The sequence below is a fragment of the Bacillus sp. DB-2 genome, from assembly GCF_003315125.1.
Classification (GTDB): Bacteria; Bacillota; Bacilli; order Bacillales; family Bacillaceae_G; genus Bacillus_A; species Bacillus_A mycoides.
In genome coordinates this window covers 58,848-74,170 of the sequence record NZ_QNRN01000003.1, presented here as the reverse complement: position 1 = coordinate 74,170, position 15,323 = coordinate 58,848, and the positions used below count along the sequence as shown (strand labels likewise).

At 35.4% G+C, this 15,323-nt stretch carries 11 protein-coding genes; 2 read left to right on the top strand and 9 right to left on the bottom strand.

Annotated elements, in window-relative coordinates:
• Positions 1-29: 29 nt before the first annotated feature.
• On the bottom strand, positions 30-899 hold the full coding sequence (locus DET63_RS05890) for a TetR/AcrR family transcriptional regulator (protein WP_113936133.1): 870 nt from the start codon (positions 897-899) through the stop codon (positions 30-32).
• Between the two features lie 299 nt (positions 900-1,198).
• Here DET63_RS05890 and DET63_RS05885 point away from each other — a divergent pair, with 299 nt between their 5' ends.
• The gene (locus DET63_RS05885; RefSeq protein ID WP_002034974.1) at positions 1,199-4,315 is read left to right on the top strand and encodes an efflux RND transporter permease subunit; all 3,117 of its coding nucleotides are present in this window, start codon (positions 1,199-1,201) and stop codon (positions 4,313-4,315) included.
• A 25-nt stretch (positions 4,316-4,340) separates the two neighbouring features.
• Here the strand turns inward: DET63_RS05885 and msrB are convergent, their stop codons facing one another.
• The 6 genes from msrB to lytS all read right to left on the bottom strand — a co-directional run bounded on the left by msrB (position 4,341) and on the right by lytS (position 10,555).
• Positions 4,341-5,306, bottom strand: coding sequence for a peptide-methionine (R)-S-oxide reductase MsrB (msrB, locus tag DET63_RS05880; RefSeq protein ID WP_113936132.1), 966 nt, complete (start codon positions 5,304-5,306; stop codon positions 4,341-4,343).
• 91 nt (positions 5,307-5,397) lie between these two features.
• Positions 5,398-6,441 carry an AI-2E family transporter gene (locus DET63_RS05875; protein ID WP_113936131.1) on the bottom strand — a complete coding sequence of 348 codons (1,044 nt, stop codon included), beginning with the start codon at positions 6,439-6,441 and terminating at the stop codon, positions 5,398-5,400.
• Between the two features lie 334 nt (positions 6,442-6,775).
• Positions 6,776-7,468: an antiholin-like protein LrgB gene (gene lrgB, locus DET63_RS05870; protein ID WP_000168872.1), complete on the bottom strand. Its 693-nt coding sequence runs from the start codon at positions 7,466-7,468 to the stop codon at positions 6,776-6,778.
• 34 nt (positions 7,469-7,502) lie between these two features.
• Positions 7,503-7,934 carry an antiholin-like murein hydrolase modulator LrgA gene (gene lrgA / locus DET63_RS05865; protein WP_002068680.1) on the bottom strand — a complete coding sequence of 144 codons (432 nt, stop codon included), beginning with the start codon at positions 7,932-7,934 and terminating at the stop codon, positions 7,503-7,505.
• 133 nt (positions 7,935-8,067) lie between these two features.
• A complete protein-coding gene (locus DET63_RS05860; RefSeq protein ID WP_113936130.1) occupies positions 8,068-8,808 on the bottom strand; it encodes a LytR/AlgR family response regulator transcription factor in 741 nt (246 codons plus the stop codon).
• Positions 8,786-10,555 carry a two-component system sensor histidine kinase LytS gene (lytS, locus tag DET63_RS05855; RefSeq protein ID WP_113936129.1) on the bottom strand — a complete coding sequence of 590 codons (1,770 nt, stop codon included), beginning with the start codon at positions 10,553-10,555 and terminating at the stop codon, positions 8,786-8,788. The genes DET63_RS05860 and lytS overlap by 23 nt, the downstream gene beginning before the upstream one ends.
• Before the next feature lie 328 nt (positions 10,556-10,883).
• Here lytS and DET63_RS05850 point away from each other — a divergent pair, with 328 nt between their 5' ends.
• A complete protein-coding gene (locus tag DET63_RS05850) occupies positions 10,884-12,182 on the top strand; it encodes an MFS transporter (RefSeq protein WP_113936128.1) in 1,299 nt (432 codons plus the stop codon).
• Between the two features lie 119 nt (positions 12,183-12,301).
• Here the strand turns inward: DET63_RS05850 and DET63_RS05845 are convergent, their stop codons facing one another.
• Positions 12,302-13,870, bottom strand: a complete 1,569-nt coding sequence (locus DET63_RS05845; RefSeq protein WP_113936127.1) for a BCCT family transporter — start codon at positions 13,868-13,870, stop codon at positions 12,302-12,304.
• Positions 13,871-14,232: 362 nt separating this feature from the next.
• Positions 14,233-15,303 carry a nitric oxide synthase oxygenase gene (locus DET63_RS05840; protein WP_113936126.1) on the bottom strand — a complete coding sequence of 357 codons (1,071 nt, stop codon included), beginning with the start codon at positions 15,301-15,303 and terminating at the stop codon, positions 14,233-14,235.
• Between the last annotated feature and the right edge of the window lie 20 nt (positions 15,304-15,323).

Below are 15,323 nucleotides of genomic sequence, written 5' to 3'. Positions count from 1 at the left end.
GTGGGATTAGAATCCCACTGATTACAGTCTCAATTTATATAGTAATATCGGGCTAACCTCAATCTAAAATCATTCAAATCATTATACGCTTCCAAATTCGCTAACATCCCTCGAATAACTGGAATCCTCGGATTTTGAACTCTCATTTCAGATTCTAAAACATCTAAAGTGACTAAAACCTCATCATTTTCCAGTTGATCGGCTAATGTTCGTTTAAATACAATAATTTCACTTAAAAAATGTTCCTTCACCTGTTCCTTAATAAGCTCGGAACTGCAAAGAAATTTTCCAAGTCTCTCTTCATGTAGAACAGGTTCCTCCGAAGATTCTAGAAGCCCCTCTACTAAATTGTCTATCCTTTTTAAAATAAAAGCTGAAACATAGGACAAATCAATTTCTGGCGCATTTAAAATAATTAATTCTAAATACCCACGGCATATCCCTTCCACCATAATTACTAGATCTAACAAGTATGGAATAACCTTTTCACCATAAATGGACAGTAAGCTATTCCGATAAAATGCATGAGACTCTAATTTCATCCTCATCATAAACTCTTCTACTTCTTTATTAAACGGAATTGCATTTTCTCTTGCATGCATAATAATAAATTCTTTATGTTTTTGCACATCAGTAAACTGACAATATAATTGTTTTTCAAATTTTTCACGTGGTAATAAAGATTCTTTTTCAATATCCAGCATTTTCTTCTGAATCTTGTCATAATAATATCGAAGTGTGGCCAATAATAACTCGTCTTTTGATTTGAAATATAAATAAAAAGCTCCTTTTGATATACCACATGCGGTTACGATTTCTTGTACTGACGTTGCATTTACACCCTTAGTTGCAAATAACCTCATAGCCATCTCTATAATTAAGCGCTCTTTTTCTTTCATATTCTCTCTCCTAAATTTAATCTCGCATCTTATGTAAATTCAAACTTGATTTTATTCCACATTAACTGAAAATAAAACTCCCCATATAAAATTTAATGGAGTAAATGGTTTATATAGAAGCCTTTCCATCTATAAAATTCGGTTAGTAAAAGCCAATGATCAGAAAAAGAATAGGAAACCGACTACTTACAGTTTGATTTTATTATACCATCTCTTTTCATTGACGACTGACCAATCGGTCAGTTATATTATGTATTAGACTGACCGATTGGTCAATATAATAAAAAGGGAGCGCAAACATGAACAAAATCATCAATTTCACGTTAAAAAATAAGTTCGCAGTTTGGCTACTAACCATTATTGTTACTATTGCGGGTATTTATTCTGGACTCAATATGAAGCTGGAGACAATTCCTGATATTACAACGCCTATTGTAACAGTAACCACGGTTTATCCTGGTGCTACACCAGAAGAAGTAGCCGATAAAATTTCAAAACCAATGGAAGAGCAACTCCAAAATTTAAGCGGTGTAAACGTTGTTAGTTCATCATCTTATCAAAACGCATCTTCTATTCAGGTAGAATATGATTTTGATAAAAATATGGAAAAAGCCGAAACGGAAATTAAAGAATCGCTCGCAAACGTGAAACTGCCAGAAGGTGTGAAAGACCCGAAAGTCTCACGAGTAAACTTTAATGCCTTTCCTGTTATTTCATTAAGCGTAGCGAGTAAAAATGAATCTTTAGCTGCCTTAACAGAAAATGTAGAAAAAAATGTTGTTCCTGGATTAAAAGGACTTGATGGTGTCGCATCTGTTCAAATCGCAGGTCAACAAGTAGATGAAGTACAGCTTGTCTTCAAAAAAGATAAGATGAAAGAATTAGGTTTAAGTGAAGATACTGTAAAAAATATGATTAAAGGTTCGGACGTATCGTTACCACTTGGCTTATATACATTTAAAGATACGGAAAAATCAGTTGTTGTCGATGGTAACATTACAACAATTAAAGCATTAAAAGAATTAAAAATTCCAGCTATCCCTTCATCACCGAATGGTCAAGGTAGTCAAAACGCTGGTGCTGGAACACAAGCACCACAGATGAATCCGGCCGCTATGAATGGCATACCAACGGTTACATTAGAAGAGATTGCTGATATTAAAGAAGTTGGAAAAGCGGAATCCATTTCTCGAACGAATGGAAAAGAAGCAATCGGTATTCAAATTGTGAAGGCTGCTGATGCGAATACAGTTGATGTTGTAAATGCAGTTAAAGATAAAGTAAAAGACCTTGAGAAAAAATATAAAGACTTAGAGATTATTTCAACATTCGATCAAGGTGCGCCTATTGAAAAATCAGTCGAAACAATGCTTAGCAAAGCTATTTTCGGTGCTATCTTTGCGATTGTTATTATTATGTTGTTCCTGCGAAACATTCGAACAACACTAATCTCTGTCGTTTCTATACCACTTTCTTTATTAATTGCAGTTTTAGTAATAAAACAAATGGATATTACCCTTAACATTATGACACTTGGAGCAATGACAGTTGCTATTGGACGCGTTGTTGATGACTCAATTGTTGTTATTGAAAATATTTACCGACGTATGTCTTTATCAGAAGAGAAATTACGTGGGAAAGATTTAATTCGTGAAGCTACGAAAGAAATGTTTATCCCGATTATGTCTTCTACAATTGTGACAATCGCTGTATTCTTACCTCTTGGGCTTGTAAAGGGTATGATTGGTGAAATGTTCTTACCATTTGCTTTAACAATTGTTTTTGCCCTACTTGCTTCCTTACTTGTGGCAGTTACAATTGTGCCGATGCTAGCACATTCCTTATTTAAGAAGGAAAGCATGAGAGAAAAAGAAGTACATCATGAGGAAAAACCAAGCAAATTAGCAAACGGCTATAAACGTATACTTGAATGGGCGTTAAACCATAAAATTATTACATCAAGTATCACAGTCCTCCTATTAGTAGGCAGCCTTGCACTTGTACCAATCATCGGTGTCAGCTTCTTACCATCTGAAGAAGAAAAAATGATTATCGCAACGTACAAACCTGAGCCAGGTCAAACGTTAGACGACGTTGAAAAAATTGCAACGAAAGCTGAAAAGCATTTCCAAGATAAAAAAGACGTCAAAACGATTCAATTCTCATTAGGCGGCGAAAACCCAATGAGCCCTGGTCAAACAAATCAAGCGATGTTCTTCGTTCAATATGATAACGATACGAAAAACTTTGAAAAAGAGAAAGAACAAGTCGTTAAAGATTTACAAAAGATGTCTGGAAAAGGTGAATGGAAAAACCAAGATTTCGGAGCAGGTGGCGGTAGTAACGAAATTAAGCTATACGTTTATGGAGATAGCTCTGAAGAAATTAAGCCTGTCGTGAAAGACATTCAAAATATCATGAAGAAAAATAAAGATTTAAAAGACATAGACTCTAGTGTTGCAAAAACATATGCAGAATATACTTTAGTCGCTGATCAAGAAAAGTTAAGTAAAATGGGGCTAACTGCTGCTCAAATTGGAATGGGACTTTCTAATCAACATGACCGCCCTGTTCTTACAACAATTAAAAAAGATGATAAAGATATAAATGTATATGTAGAAACTGAAAAACAAAACTATGAAACGATCGATGACTTAACAAATCGTAAAATTACAACACCACTTGGTAATGAAGTTGCTGTTAAAGATGTTATGACTGTAAAAGAAGGTGAAACTTCTAACACAGTAACACATCGTGATGGCCGTGTTTATGCGGAAGTTAGTGCAAAACTAACATCTGATGACGTTTCAAAAGCATCTGCCGCTGTTCAAAAAGAAGTAGATAAAATGGATCTTCCTTCTGGTATAGATGTTTCTATGGGTGGTGTTACACAAGATATTCAAGAATCATTCAAGCAACTTGGCTTAGCGATGTTAGCTGCGATTGCCATTGTATACTTCGTTCTTGTTGTTACATTTGGCGGTGCCCTTGCACCATTCGCAATTTTATTCTCGCTACCATTCACAATCATTGGTGCACTCGTTGCCTTATTAATTTCTGGCGAAACGTTAAGCGTATCTGCAATGATTGGGGCTCTTATGCTAATTGGTATCGTTGTAACGAACGCAATCGTGCTCATTGACCGTGTTATTCATAAAGAAAATGACGGCCTATCAACACGTGAAGCATTATTAGAAGCTGGTACAACACGCCTGCGTCCTATCTTAATGACTGCAATTGCAACAATCGGGGCTCTTATCCCGCTTGCATTAGGATTTGAAGGTAGCGGCTTAATTTCTAAAGGACTTGGCGTAACAGTAATTGGTGGATTAACAAGTTCAACATTATTAACACTTCTTATTGTTCCAATCGTTTATGAAGCATTAAGCAAATTTAAAAAGAAAAAAGTAAAATAAAAAAATAACCTCGCTGACTGCGAGGTTATTTTTTATTCCCAAACAAGATTAGGAAATCACCATATCCTTCTTTTTCTAAATCTTCTTTTTGAATAAAGCGTAGCGCTGCCGAATTAATACAATAACGAAGGCCGTTTTGTCCTGGGCCGTCTGGAAATACATGCCCAAGATGTGAATCTCCTTCTTTACTTCTCACTTCCGTACGCGTCATATTATGGCTAACATCCATTTTTTCTTTCACACTAGCTGACATAACTGGTTTCGTAAAACTCGGCCATCCACACCCACTATCAAACTTATCTAAAGAAGTAAATAACGGTTCTCCTGAAACGATATCTACATAAAGACCTTCTTCATTATGATTCCAATACTCATTTCGAAATGGTGGTTCTGTACCATTTTCCTGTGTTACATAAAACTGCATCTCATTGAGTTTTTCTTTTAAATGAGTATTATCTTTTGGCCAATGTTGTTTAATAAACGCATCTCGTCCTGAGCCCTTACGGTATAACTCGTAGCGGAATGTGTTTTTCTTATGATACCCTTGATGATATTCTTCAGCTGAATAAAATGTAGAAGCTGGTAATAGTTTTGTCGCAATTGGCTTTGAAAAGCGCCCACTCTTTGCAAGCACTTCTTTTGAAGCCTCTGCTTTTTTATGTTGTTCTTCATTATGATAAAAAATTACCGTTTCGTAAGACTGTCCACGATCGTGAAATTGTCCTCCTATATCAGTCGGATCAATTTGTCTCCAATATATATTTAATAACTCTTCATATGGCATTTTATTTGCATCAAATGTAATTTGTACTGCTTCATAATGCCCAGTTGTTTCCGAGCACACTTCTTTATACGTTGGATCCTCTTTATGGCCACCTGTATAGCCTGAAACAACCTGTATAATCCCTTCCATCTCTTCAAATGGCGAAACCATACACCAGAAACACCCTCCGGCAAACGTAGCTAACTCTATCTTTTCATTTACAGCCATTATTTCACCCCTATTCTATCTTCTCCTTACAGTATGGCATAAGGAACGTCATGTTATAAAAGAAAAAGCATCGAACATCGATGCTTTTTCTTTACTTCAATTTATTTTTTTCAACGTCCTTCTCCATTTCATCACTTGTCACATCTAAGACATCTAATAAGAAAATGAAGATTGGAATACCGATAATAAGTCCCCACACACCTAAGAAATGCTCAGAGAAAATTAATACCATAAATGTGTAGAAGATTGGTAAGTTTGTTTTTTGAGACATAAACTTCGGATTTAATACATAGCTCTCAAGTGCATGAATTACTGTTACGATAACTACAATATAAACGACATACATAATACCGCCAATATTGTAAGCAATCATACAGAGTGGGAATAACGAGATAATAACACCCGCCACTGGAATTAAACCAAGCAAGAAAATCATTAACGCTAAACCTAGTAATTGCGGGAATCCTAATATCCATAATGCAATAACAGATAAAACACAGTTAACAATTGCAATTAAAAATTGTGCTTCGATTACTTTTCCAAATGAACGTGCAAATTTCTTTCCGAAATACTCTATTTCATTATAGAAAATTGCAAGTCGGCTTTCTTTAAATTTCGAAGTAAAAGCAACGATACGTGCTTTTTCAAGTAAGAAAAATAAACTTAAAATTACAGAAAGTAAAACTTGAAGGCCAAATTTCCCAACATTCGTAATAGATTTATACAAAATGTCTACGCCTTGCCCCACATATTTAGAAAGCTCCATATGATTAACAGCATTAACTGCATACTTAATTAATTCACTATCAGGTGGATTTCTTAAAAATACATTAAATTGATAAATCAATTGTGAAATTTGTATTGTTAATACCGGTAAATATTTAAATAGCGTAATGGCAATTCCCGCCACTAACATTACATATAAAAGCGCTATAATAATTTTTCGATTAATTGGCATGAAATGATCTAATTTACGAGAAATAAACTTTTGGAATCGATCCATTAAATACGTCAACATAAACGTAATTAAAATTAAATTTAACATACTTTGCATCCCATACAATATGAGAGCAAGTAATACTAATACGATTAACCTCTGAAATCCTTTGCTTTGAAACAGGTTTTTTATTTGCATAATCGACGAGTACTCTCTCCTGTCCTATAAAGTAAAACGTTAACAAGTAGATCTCTCTCTATTTTCTACTTATAATTATCCTTTAATATTAAAGCCATTGCGAGCAATTTATATTCAACCCTAACCACCCGTTAATTGTGCTATATATTATGTTATTTCTTATTTTACAATACAATGACCTATTTCAGAACGCATTATACGTAGTATTAATGAAGATTTAAGGAAACTTTTATCCTTCAATAGGTCTTACCACTACTGTAACATAAAAAGCAAGCTATCAGTAGAAATCCGTCCTACAAATAACTTGCTTTTATATTTTTTTTAGTAAGTTTTATCATCCAATAAACGGCATGAACATTGGAATAACCACCACTGTTACGACACCAACCACTGTCACAGCGATACTGGCCATAGCTGCTTCTACTTCACCCATTTCGATACCTACTGCAACCCCTAACGCATGTCCTGCTGTTCCAAGCGCTAAACCTTTAGCAATCGGATGTTTAACTCTAAATGTTTTTAAGAATAAAGCTCCTAATGCGTATACGATAACAGCATTAAAGATAACTGCAAATGATGTAATTGCTGGAATACCACCGATACTTTCAGAGATTGGTAATGCAATTGCTGTTGTTGCTGCCTGCGGTAACATTGAGTTCATTACAGCTGTATCTAGACCAATTGCTTTTGCGACAATGAACACAACAACCACTGAACAAATAGATCCAACCACAATAGCCGATAAAATTTGCCACCAATATTTTTTTAACTTATCAACTTGTTTATATAATGGAATTGCAAAGGCGATTGTTGCTGGCTCTAAGAAGAAGCTAATCATTTTTCCGCCAGTATTATATTCTTCAAAAGTAAAGTTACCTACTTTTAGAAAGACAATCCCTAATACCATCGCTACGAATAATGGTGTGAATAAGAAGAATCCTTTTGAATGCTTAAATAATAATGTTCCGATTCCGTATGCGATTAATGAAACGACGATTCCGAAATATGGAGTCATTGTGCTTGCCATGTTCATTCCCTCCTAACAATATATACTAAATTGGTTACGCAACTTTTCCGTGCTTGCGTCCTTTATTTACTACTTTCAATTCTTTCGTATCTTCTATTTCTTTATCGTCTTTTCCTAAAATAAATTGTGCAAATAATCCTGTTACAGCGAGTAAAATAATTGTTGCGACAACAATTACAGTTAAAATTTGTACAAAATATTGTCCCATTACACCGAGAGAATTAATAACCGAAATACCTGATGGAACGAAAAGGAATCCGATAATACCTGTTAAGGCCGTTCCGAACGATTCAACTTGTTCCAATTTAATAACTTTTAAACATAATAGGCTAAATAAAATAACTAATCCGATCACCGATGAAGGCATCGGAATTGGTAAATGCGTTGCAATAATATTAGAAACTAACATAATAGCTGAAAATATGAATGCTTGTGATAAGAAACTATATACTTTTTTCGTACTCATTTTGGCCACCTCTTTCGATTTGGTACCTTTATTGTATAAGATAAAAACAAAACCGTAAGCGTTTACATAACAGAACGTCAAATATACAAAATTAGTTGCAAAAATAGGCAGACGAAATACAAAAAGCTACTTCTTAAATACGAAGTAGCTTTTTAAGTTCTTTTGCATATGTACGGCTAACCGGGACTTTGGATCCCTCTTTCATAATTAAGTTATAAGTCGAATTAAACCACGGCTGTATCTCAGAAATATGATTAATATTAGCAACGAAACTACGATGAACACGCATAAAACTTGCTTGCGGCAACTTCTTTTCCAAAATTACAAGTGTATCGTGTGTTACATATGTTTCTCTCGTCGTTTTTACTGTCACCTTTCCGTCCACAAGTCCTACATATATAATATCTTCAATATTCACGAGTACAATCGATTCTTCAATTGGTAATGCTAATTTATGCATCTCGGCCGTTACATCTACACTCTTTACATCTTGCTTTGTTTCTAACTTTATTTGCTTTTGTTTTTTATATTTCTTTAATGTCTGTACGATACGTTCTTCATCAAATGGCTTTAAAATGTAATCTAACGCATCTACTTCAAATGCTTGCAATGCATATTGATCATAGGCAGTAGCAAACACAATTGAAGGTGGGTTTTTCATTTTCTTTAATATATTTGCGATTTCAAATCCATTATCATCAGATAACTGAATATCTAGAAAAACAATATCTGGTTTGTTTTTCATTAATTCTTCTAATGCATCCTCTACACAATCCGCCTCACCAATTATCTCTACTTCTTTTGTTTTCTCTAATAAATATTTCAATTCATCCCGTGCTAACATTTCATCATCAACTACTAATACTTTTAACACTCCGTTTTTCCTCCTCTACTTTTTTCGGAATCACAAAGAGGATCTTTGTCCCTTGCTCTAATTCACTTTCAATTTGAAGCATTGTCTCTTTCCCAAATAACCCGATAAGTCGTTCATTAATATTATATAAGGCTGTTCCCGTCCCTTTCTTTGATGGAACTACCATTTTTCCTAATTGCTCTAGACGTTCACTCTCAATCCCTTGTCCATTATCCTTTACTTCAAAGTGAACCATCCCTTCTTTTTCAAACACATGTACCTCGACTTGGCACACTGGCTGCTTTTTCGGAAAAGCATGGCGCAATGCATTTTCAACTAATAGCTGAAGCACAAATGGTGGAACTAAAGTCACCTTTAGTGCCTCTTCAATGTACATCTTCACTTCATACTTATTCGGAAATCTCGCTTGCTCTAACGATAAATATGCATATACATGATTCAACTCTTGTTCTAATGGAATAAGTAATTGTCGTGCCCCTTGCAAATTACAACGAAAATAAACGCTAAGCTGCAATAATAATTTTCTCGCTTTCTCTACATCTGTTCGGCATAAAGCTGATACTGTATTAATTGCATTAAATAAAAAATGCGGATTGATTTGTGCTTGCAACGCTTTTATTTCGGCATCTTGCAATAACTTACTTTGTAACTCAGCTTCACCTAACTCAAGCTGTGTGGAGAATATTTTCGCTAGCCCTTCCGCTAACTCTTCTTCAACACGACTTAATTGATTAGGGTTTTTAAAATAAAGTTTTAATGTTCCTATCGTATTTCCATGTGAAGTTAATGGAATAACAACTGCTGCTTGTAATGGACACCCTTCATGTTGACAATTAATAATCTCACGTGATTTTGCCTTCATTATTTTCCCTGTTTTTAATACTTCTTTTGATAAACCTGTTATTAAACTGTGTGAAGGAATATGATGATCTGATGCTAATCCAACGTGAGCTAAGATTTCCTCTGTATCTGTTAAGGATACCGCATCTGTTCCCGTAAAGCGGTGAATAATTTGTGCCACATGTTTACAAGACTCTTCTGTTAACCCTTGGCGGAAATATGGTAACGTCTTATCAGCAATTCGTAATACTTTATGCGTTTGCAAAGCTTTTGCGTTTTCTTCTTGTCGTAAAATAGCTAGTATCATCGAAAGTAAAATGAAACTGCCAAAACTATTTACAAGAATCATCGGTAGCGCAATTGTTTTCACAACACTAAGTCCATCTTCTATAATTAATAGAATCATAAGCATTTCTAAAGTAACGATAAAAACACTTAAAATCGCAGAAAATTTAGGAGTAATAGTACGGTTATATTTTTTGAAAATGTATCCAATATAACCTGTTATAATCCCAGCCAAAATTGATGAAATTGCACAACTTACTGCCGTCGTCCCGCCAAGCATATAACGATGAATACCCGCAATAGAACCTACTCCAATCCCGACGATAGGACCGCCAAGCAATCCACTAATTCCAACACCCATGATTCGTGTATTCGCAATTGTGCTGGATGATGAAACACCTTGTAACCAATTTTCATTCATAATAGTATTTCCTGCTATTTCAATCCCTGTGTAATTGCTTACAATTGTAAACACTGAAAAAATACAAATAAGCTTAAACTTATCTACATATCCGTCTTGCTTATGAAGAAGACGCCGGAACGTTTTAATATGAGAGAGTAAAAATCCTAAAATAACAATAAGTCCGACGCGTTCAATCATCATAAGTACTAAATTTAGCATCTGTGATTCATTCCTTTTTATATTAGTTAGTTTTATTATGGGAAAATAATGAAGCGTGCGTCAAGGAGAATGAAATGTTTTTTGAAATATTTTACACATAACTATCCCCTCTTTATTTGACAATCTAACAGAAGAGTGCTAAAAATAAAGTAATATAATACAGTCCTTTAACCCAACCCCGTGAGGTTGAGAAGGAAGTCGGAATATACTATACGTATGGTCTTTTTTAGGGATACGTATGCTTTTTTGGCCTTCTCATCATATCAGGTGAGAAGGCCTTTTGTTATTCTTCCATAGTGACTGTAGAAGAAAATAAGGAGGAGTAATGATGAACGTCACTACTAATGTACAATCATCAACAGAGGAGACGAAAGAGAAAAGATATAAAACATTGTTTGGTTCTGCGCTAGGATATGCAGCAGAAGGTTTAGACATGTTGCTCTTATCTTTCGTACTCGTCTACATTTTAAAAGAATTTCATTTAAGCCCTGTTGAAGGTGGAAACTTAACATTAGCTACCACAATAGGAATGCTAATCGGGTCTTATTTATTTGGATTTATTGCTGATTTATTTGGGCGTATCCGTACGATGGCCTTCACAATCTTACTATTCTCACTAGCAACAGCACTTATTTATTTCGCAACAGATTATTGGCAATTATTAATTCTTCGCTTTTTAGTTGGAATGGGAGTTGGTGGTGAATTCGGGATTGGGATGGCCATCGTAACTGAAACATGGTCTAAAGAAATGCGCGCTAAGGCGACATCCGTTGTTGCACTTGGATGGCAATTTGGCGTACTAGTCGCTTCACTTCTTCCGGCATTTATCGTCCCGCATTTCGGATGGAGAGCTGTTTTCTTATTTGGACTCATTCCCGCTCTACTAGCTGTTTACATCCGTAAAAGTTTAAGTGAACCGAAAATATGGGAACAAAAACAACGATACAAAAAAGAATTATTACAAAAAGAAGCTAAAGGTAATTTAACAACTACTGAGGCAGAACAACTAAAGCAAATGAAAAAGTTCCCACTTCGAAGGTTATTTGCCAATAAAAAAGTAACGATAACAACAATTGGTCTTATTATTATGTCATTCATCCAGAACTTCGGATATTATGGAATTTTCACATGGATGCCAACTATTTTAGCGAATAAATATAACTACACATTAGCAAAAGCGAGCGGCTGGATGTTCATCTCTACGATCGGCATGCTAATTGGAATTGCGACTTTTGGTATTCTAGCCGATAAAATTGGTCGCCGTAAAACTTTTACAATCTATTATGTCGGTGGTACTATATACTGTCTCATTTACTTCTTCTTATTCACAGACTCAACATCATTGTTATGGGGAAGTGCATTGCTTGGATTCTTTGCCAATGGCATGATGGGGGGATTCGGAGCAATTTTAGCTGAAAACTATCCTGCTGAAGCTCGCTCGACAGCAGAGAACTTTATTTTCGGTACAGGACGTGGGTTAGCTGGATTTGGACCTGTTATTATCGGCTTACTTGCTGCAGGTGGTAATTTAATGGGAGCATTATCTCTCATCTTCATTATCTATCCAATCGGTTTAGTTACAATGCTATTATGTGTCCCAGAGACGAAAGATAAAGTATTAGAATAGATTGAAACTGTACGAAATGTTTATCCAAATACTGTCCCCTCAGGAAAAGTATTTGGATAAATGGCAAAGAGGAAGCATCTCAAATGAAATGCTTCCTCTTCTTATATAAATACAATTATTTATTTTGATTTACTAGCTTTTTGGAACAAGAAGCTAGTTTTATCTTCTTCTTTTACAATACCTTGTTTTAACGCTAATTCCCCTGCGACTTTAGGCGCTAGCCATAGCATTGGGAATAACAGAATAGATACCGGAACAGCCGTCACTACAATGAAGGATTGTAAGGCGTTAATACTTCCCTCACCCATATATAAAAGAATCGCCGCAACTGCGCCCATAATAAGCGACCAAAAAACTCGCAAACTAATTCTAGGATCTCCATCTCCAGTCACTGCCATTGAAATCGAATAAGCCATTGAATCTCCTGTTGTCACTACAAATAAAATTGTTAATAAAAGAAATGCAGGTCCAATAATATTAGATAGTGGCAACTGCTGCGTAATTGCAATCATAGCCGCTGGCATACCAGATTCACTTAATGCGGTCGAGATAGAACCAGGATTCATTAACTCATAAAACACACCTGATCCCCCTAGTATAGTAAACCAAAACGTTGTAATAATAGGTGCAATAATTCCAATTGCAACGATGATTTCTCGGATTGTTCTTCCTCTTGAAATTCGGCTCACTAAAATTGCCATCATCGGTCCATATCCAATAAACCATCCCCAGAAAAAGATTGTCCACGATCCTAACCAAGCTGTATCACCACGATATGTGCTCATTGGAATAAATTCATTTATATAAAATCCAAACGAAGAAACAAATGAATCGATAATAAATCCACCTGGTCCAAATAGTAATACAAATACCATTAATAGAACTGCTAACCTAACATTTAAATTACTTATAATTTGAATCCCTTTATCAATTCCTGTTACCGCAGATATAGTAGAAACAGCTACCACACAAACAATAATGGCTAATTGAGTAGTAAACACATCAGGAATGTTAAACAATGCTTGTAACCCATAACTTGCTTGCAAGCCTAAAAATCCGATTGGACCAATCGTCCCTGCAGCTACCGCAATAATGGCAAATACATCGATCATTGTTCCAAGCCAACTCTTTCGTAATTTCTCTCCAAAAATAGGATATAAAAGCGTTCGAGGTTTTAAAGGCATATCTTTATGATAATGCCCGTACATCATAACTACCGCACTAATTGTACCTAAAATCGTCCAAGCCAGGAAACCCCAGTGCATATAACTTTGTGCTAAAGCCGGCATTACCGCTTCTTTCGTTCCAGCAGTTATGCCTTCATGTATTGGTGGCACCGTCATCAAATGGTACATCGGCTCTGCGGCTGCCCAAAAAACGCCACCTCCGGCAAGTAATGTAGACATAATAATAGCGAGCCATTTTGTCGTACTAATCTCAGGTTTTTCTAGTCCCCCAAGTTTAACTCTCCCATATTTCGAAAACGCCATACACATTGCAACAACAAATGTACCAATTAATAAAACCTGCCAAAAGGCACCAAAATATTTAATTGAAGCTGCAAAACTGCTATTAATGGCTCCCTCTACGTAACTTTTATTTAAAATAACTGCAATTACAAATAATAAAAGTGAGCCACCACTAATAAGAAATACAGGCCAATCCGTTTTTCGACTCTTCTTCCTCATTTACACTTCCTCCTTCCTCAGCAATCTAAAAAAACAACTTTATTATGTTTTCTTGTTTACACCCAAAACACAATGATTATATAAGCATAATAATCCATCAATTTTCTACACACTTATGTTGTCCCTAAAAATATGCTAAATCCCTTATTTAAAAGAAAATTTCTATTCCTATTACATAAAAAAGCAAAACAAAAGACCTTATATTTCTATAAGGTCTTCGAAACAGAAATTTGATTATAACATAAGGAACTCCTTGGTTCAAAAAGCCCTTTCCAAAAATAGCCGATAGTAAAGGCTTCCATTTGCTACGTAACAGTAATTAAAAAAAATTATATTTTGCAGAAAAAAAACTATACTAGCTATTATTTATGAAAGAAATTTGGCTTCAAAATTTCATTCGGATACGGTTTGTGATAAATATGAGTGGTAGCTGGCGACAGTGGTGGAATGAGCCACACCCAATTGCCCGTTACAACCCGTCCACATGCCGCTTCTTGCTTCTCAAATTGTTGAAATTGTTGTGCAGCTGTATGATGATCCACAATACTAACTCCTTGTTTTTTGAAGGAATGTAATACAGCAATATTTAACTCAATTAGTGCCTTGTCTTTCCATAACGTACCGTTTCTAGATGTATCGAGATTCATCATCTCTGCAACCGCTGGCAGTAAATTATAACGATCATGATCCGCTAAGTTACGGGCCCCAATTTCCGTACCCATATACCAACCATTGAACGGAGCAGCTGTATAGGAAATACCGCCAATTTCTAAGCGCATATCTGAAATCATTGGAACCCCATACCATTTTGCTCCTAAAGATAAGATTGGGTACTCTGGATGTTCAATTGGTACCTCTTTCACTTCTTTTTTAGGAATTTCTTTATATACGGGTTCTTTCCCATCGACAGAAAAAACAAGTGGCAATACATCGAAATTCGTACCTTCTCCTTGCCAGCCAAGTTCCTGACAAAAATCTGTAAACGCAGTGGAATGAGAGTCACCAATCACTCCCATTTCTGTTTTGTATCCTGCATACCGAATCAATTGGTGATTATAAATTCGTATATTATTTTCTTCACCTTGATATTGCTTAAAAATTGTAATTGTCGGTTTAACTTTCCCATCGTTCGTTGCATATTTAATATGATGAATTAATGCATTGTATACACCTTCCTCATCATTTACCTCACGTGCATCTAATATGTGCATCTTACTCCAAAATAGTCTTCCGATACATCGATTACTATTGCGCCATGCCATTCGTGATCCATGAACAAGTTCTTCAAATGTATGCTCATACGTCCCCGTCTTCTCTATCTCAACTTGAATTTCTTTTATTCTCTCTTCTATGAATTGTTCTTTATTAAGCTCTTTATAGCAAACCGTAATAAAATGACTCGCTTCCTCTATTAATTGTTTCGTTTTACTCATAAACGATCTCCTTCTATTTC

Excerpts from the sequence above, each read along its gene's own strand:
- DET63_RS05885 (WP_002034974.1), top strand. The coding sequence starts at position 1,199 with ATGAACAAAATCATCAATTTCACGTTAAAAAATAAGTTCGCAGTTTGG.
- lrgA (WP_002068680.1), bottom strand. The coding sequence starts at position 7,934 with ATGAGTACGAAAAAAGTATATAGTTTCTTATCACAAGCATTCATATTT.
- lrgB (WP_000168872.1), bottom strand. The coding sequence starts at position 7,468 with ATGGCAAGCACAATGACTCCATATTTCGGAATCGTCGTTTCATTAATC.
- msrB (WP_113936132.1), bottom strand. The coding sequence starts at position 5,306 with ATGGCTGTAAATGAAAAGATAGAGTTAGCTACGTTTGCCGGAGGGTGT.
- DET63_RS05840 (WP_113936126.1), bottom strand. The coding sequence starts at position 15,303 with ATGAGTAAAACGAAACAATTAATAGAGGAAGCGAGTCATTTTATTACG.
- DET63_RS05845 (WP_113936127.1), bottom strand. The coding sequence starts at position 13,870 with ATGAGGAAGAAGAGTCGAAAAACGGATTGGCCTGTATTTCTTATTAGT.
- lytS (WP_113936129.1), bottom strand. The coding sequence starts at position 10,555 with ATGCTAAATTTAGTACTTATGATGATTGAACGCGTCGGACTTATTGTT.
- DET63_RS05890 (WP_113936133.1), bottom strand. The coding sequence starts at position 899 with ATGAAAGAAAAAGAGCGCTTAATTATAGAGATGGCTATGAGGTTATTT.
- DET63_RS05875 (WP_113936131.1), bottom strand. The coding sequence starts at position 6,441 with ATGCAAATAAAAAACCTGTTTCAAAGCAAAGGATTTCAGAGGTTAATC.
- DET63_RS05850 (WP_113936128.1), top strand. The coding sequence starts at position 10,884 with ATGAACGTCACTACTAATGTACAATCATCAACAGAGGAGACGAAAGAG.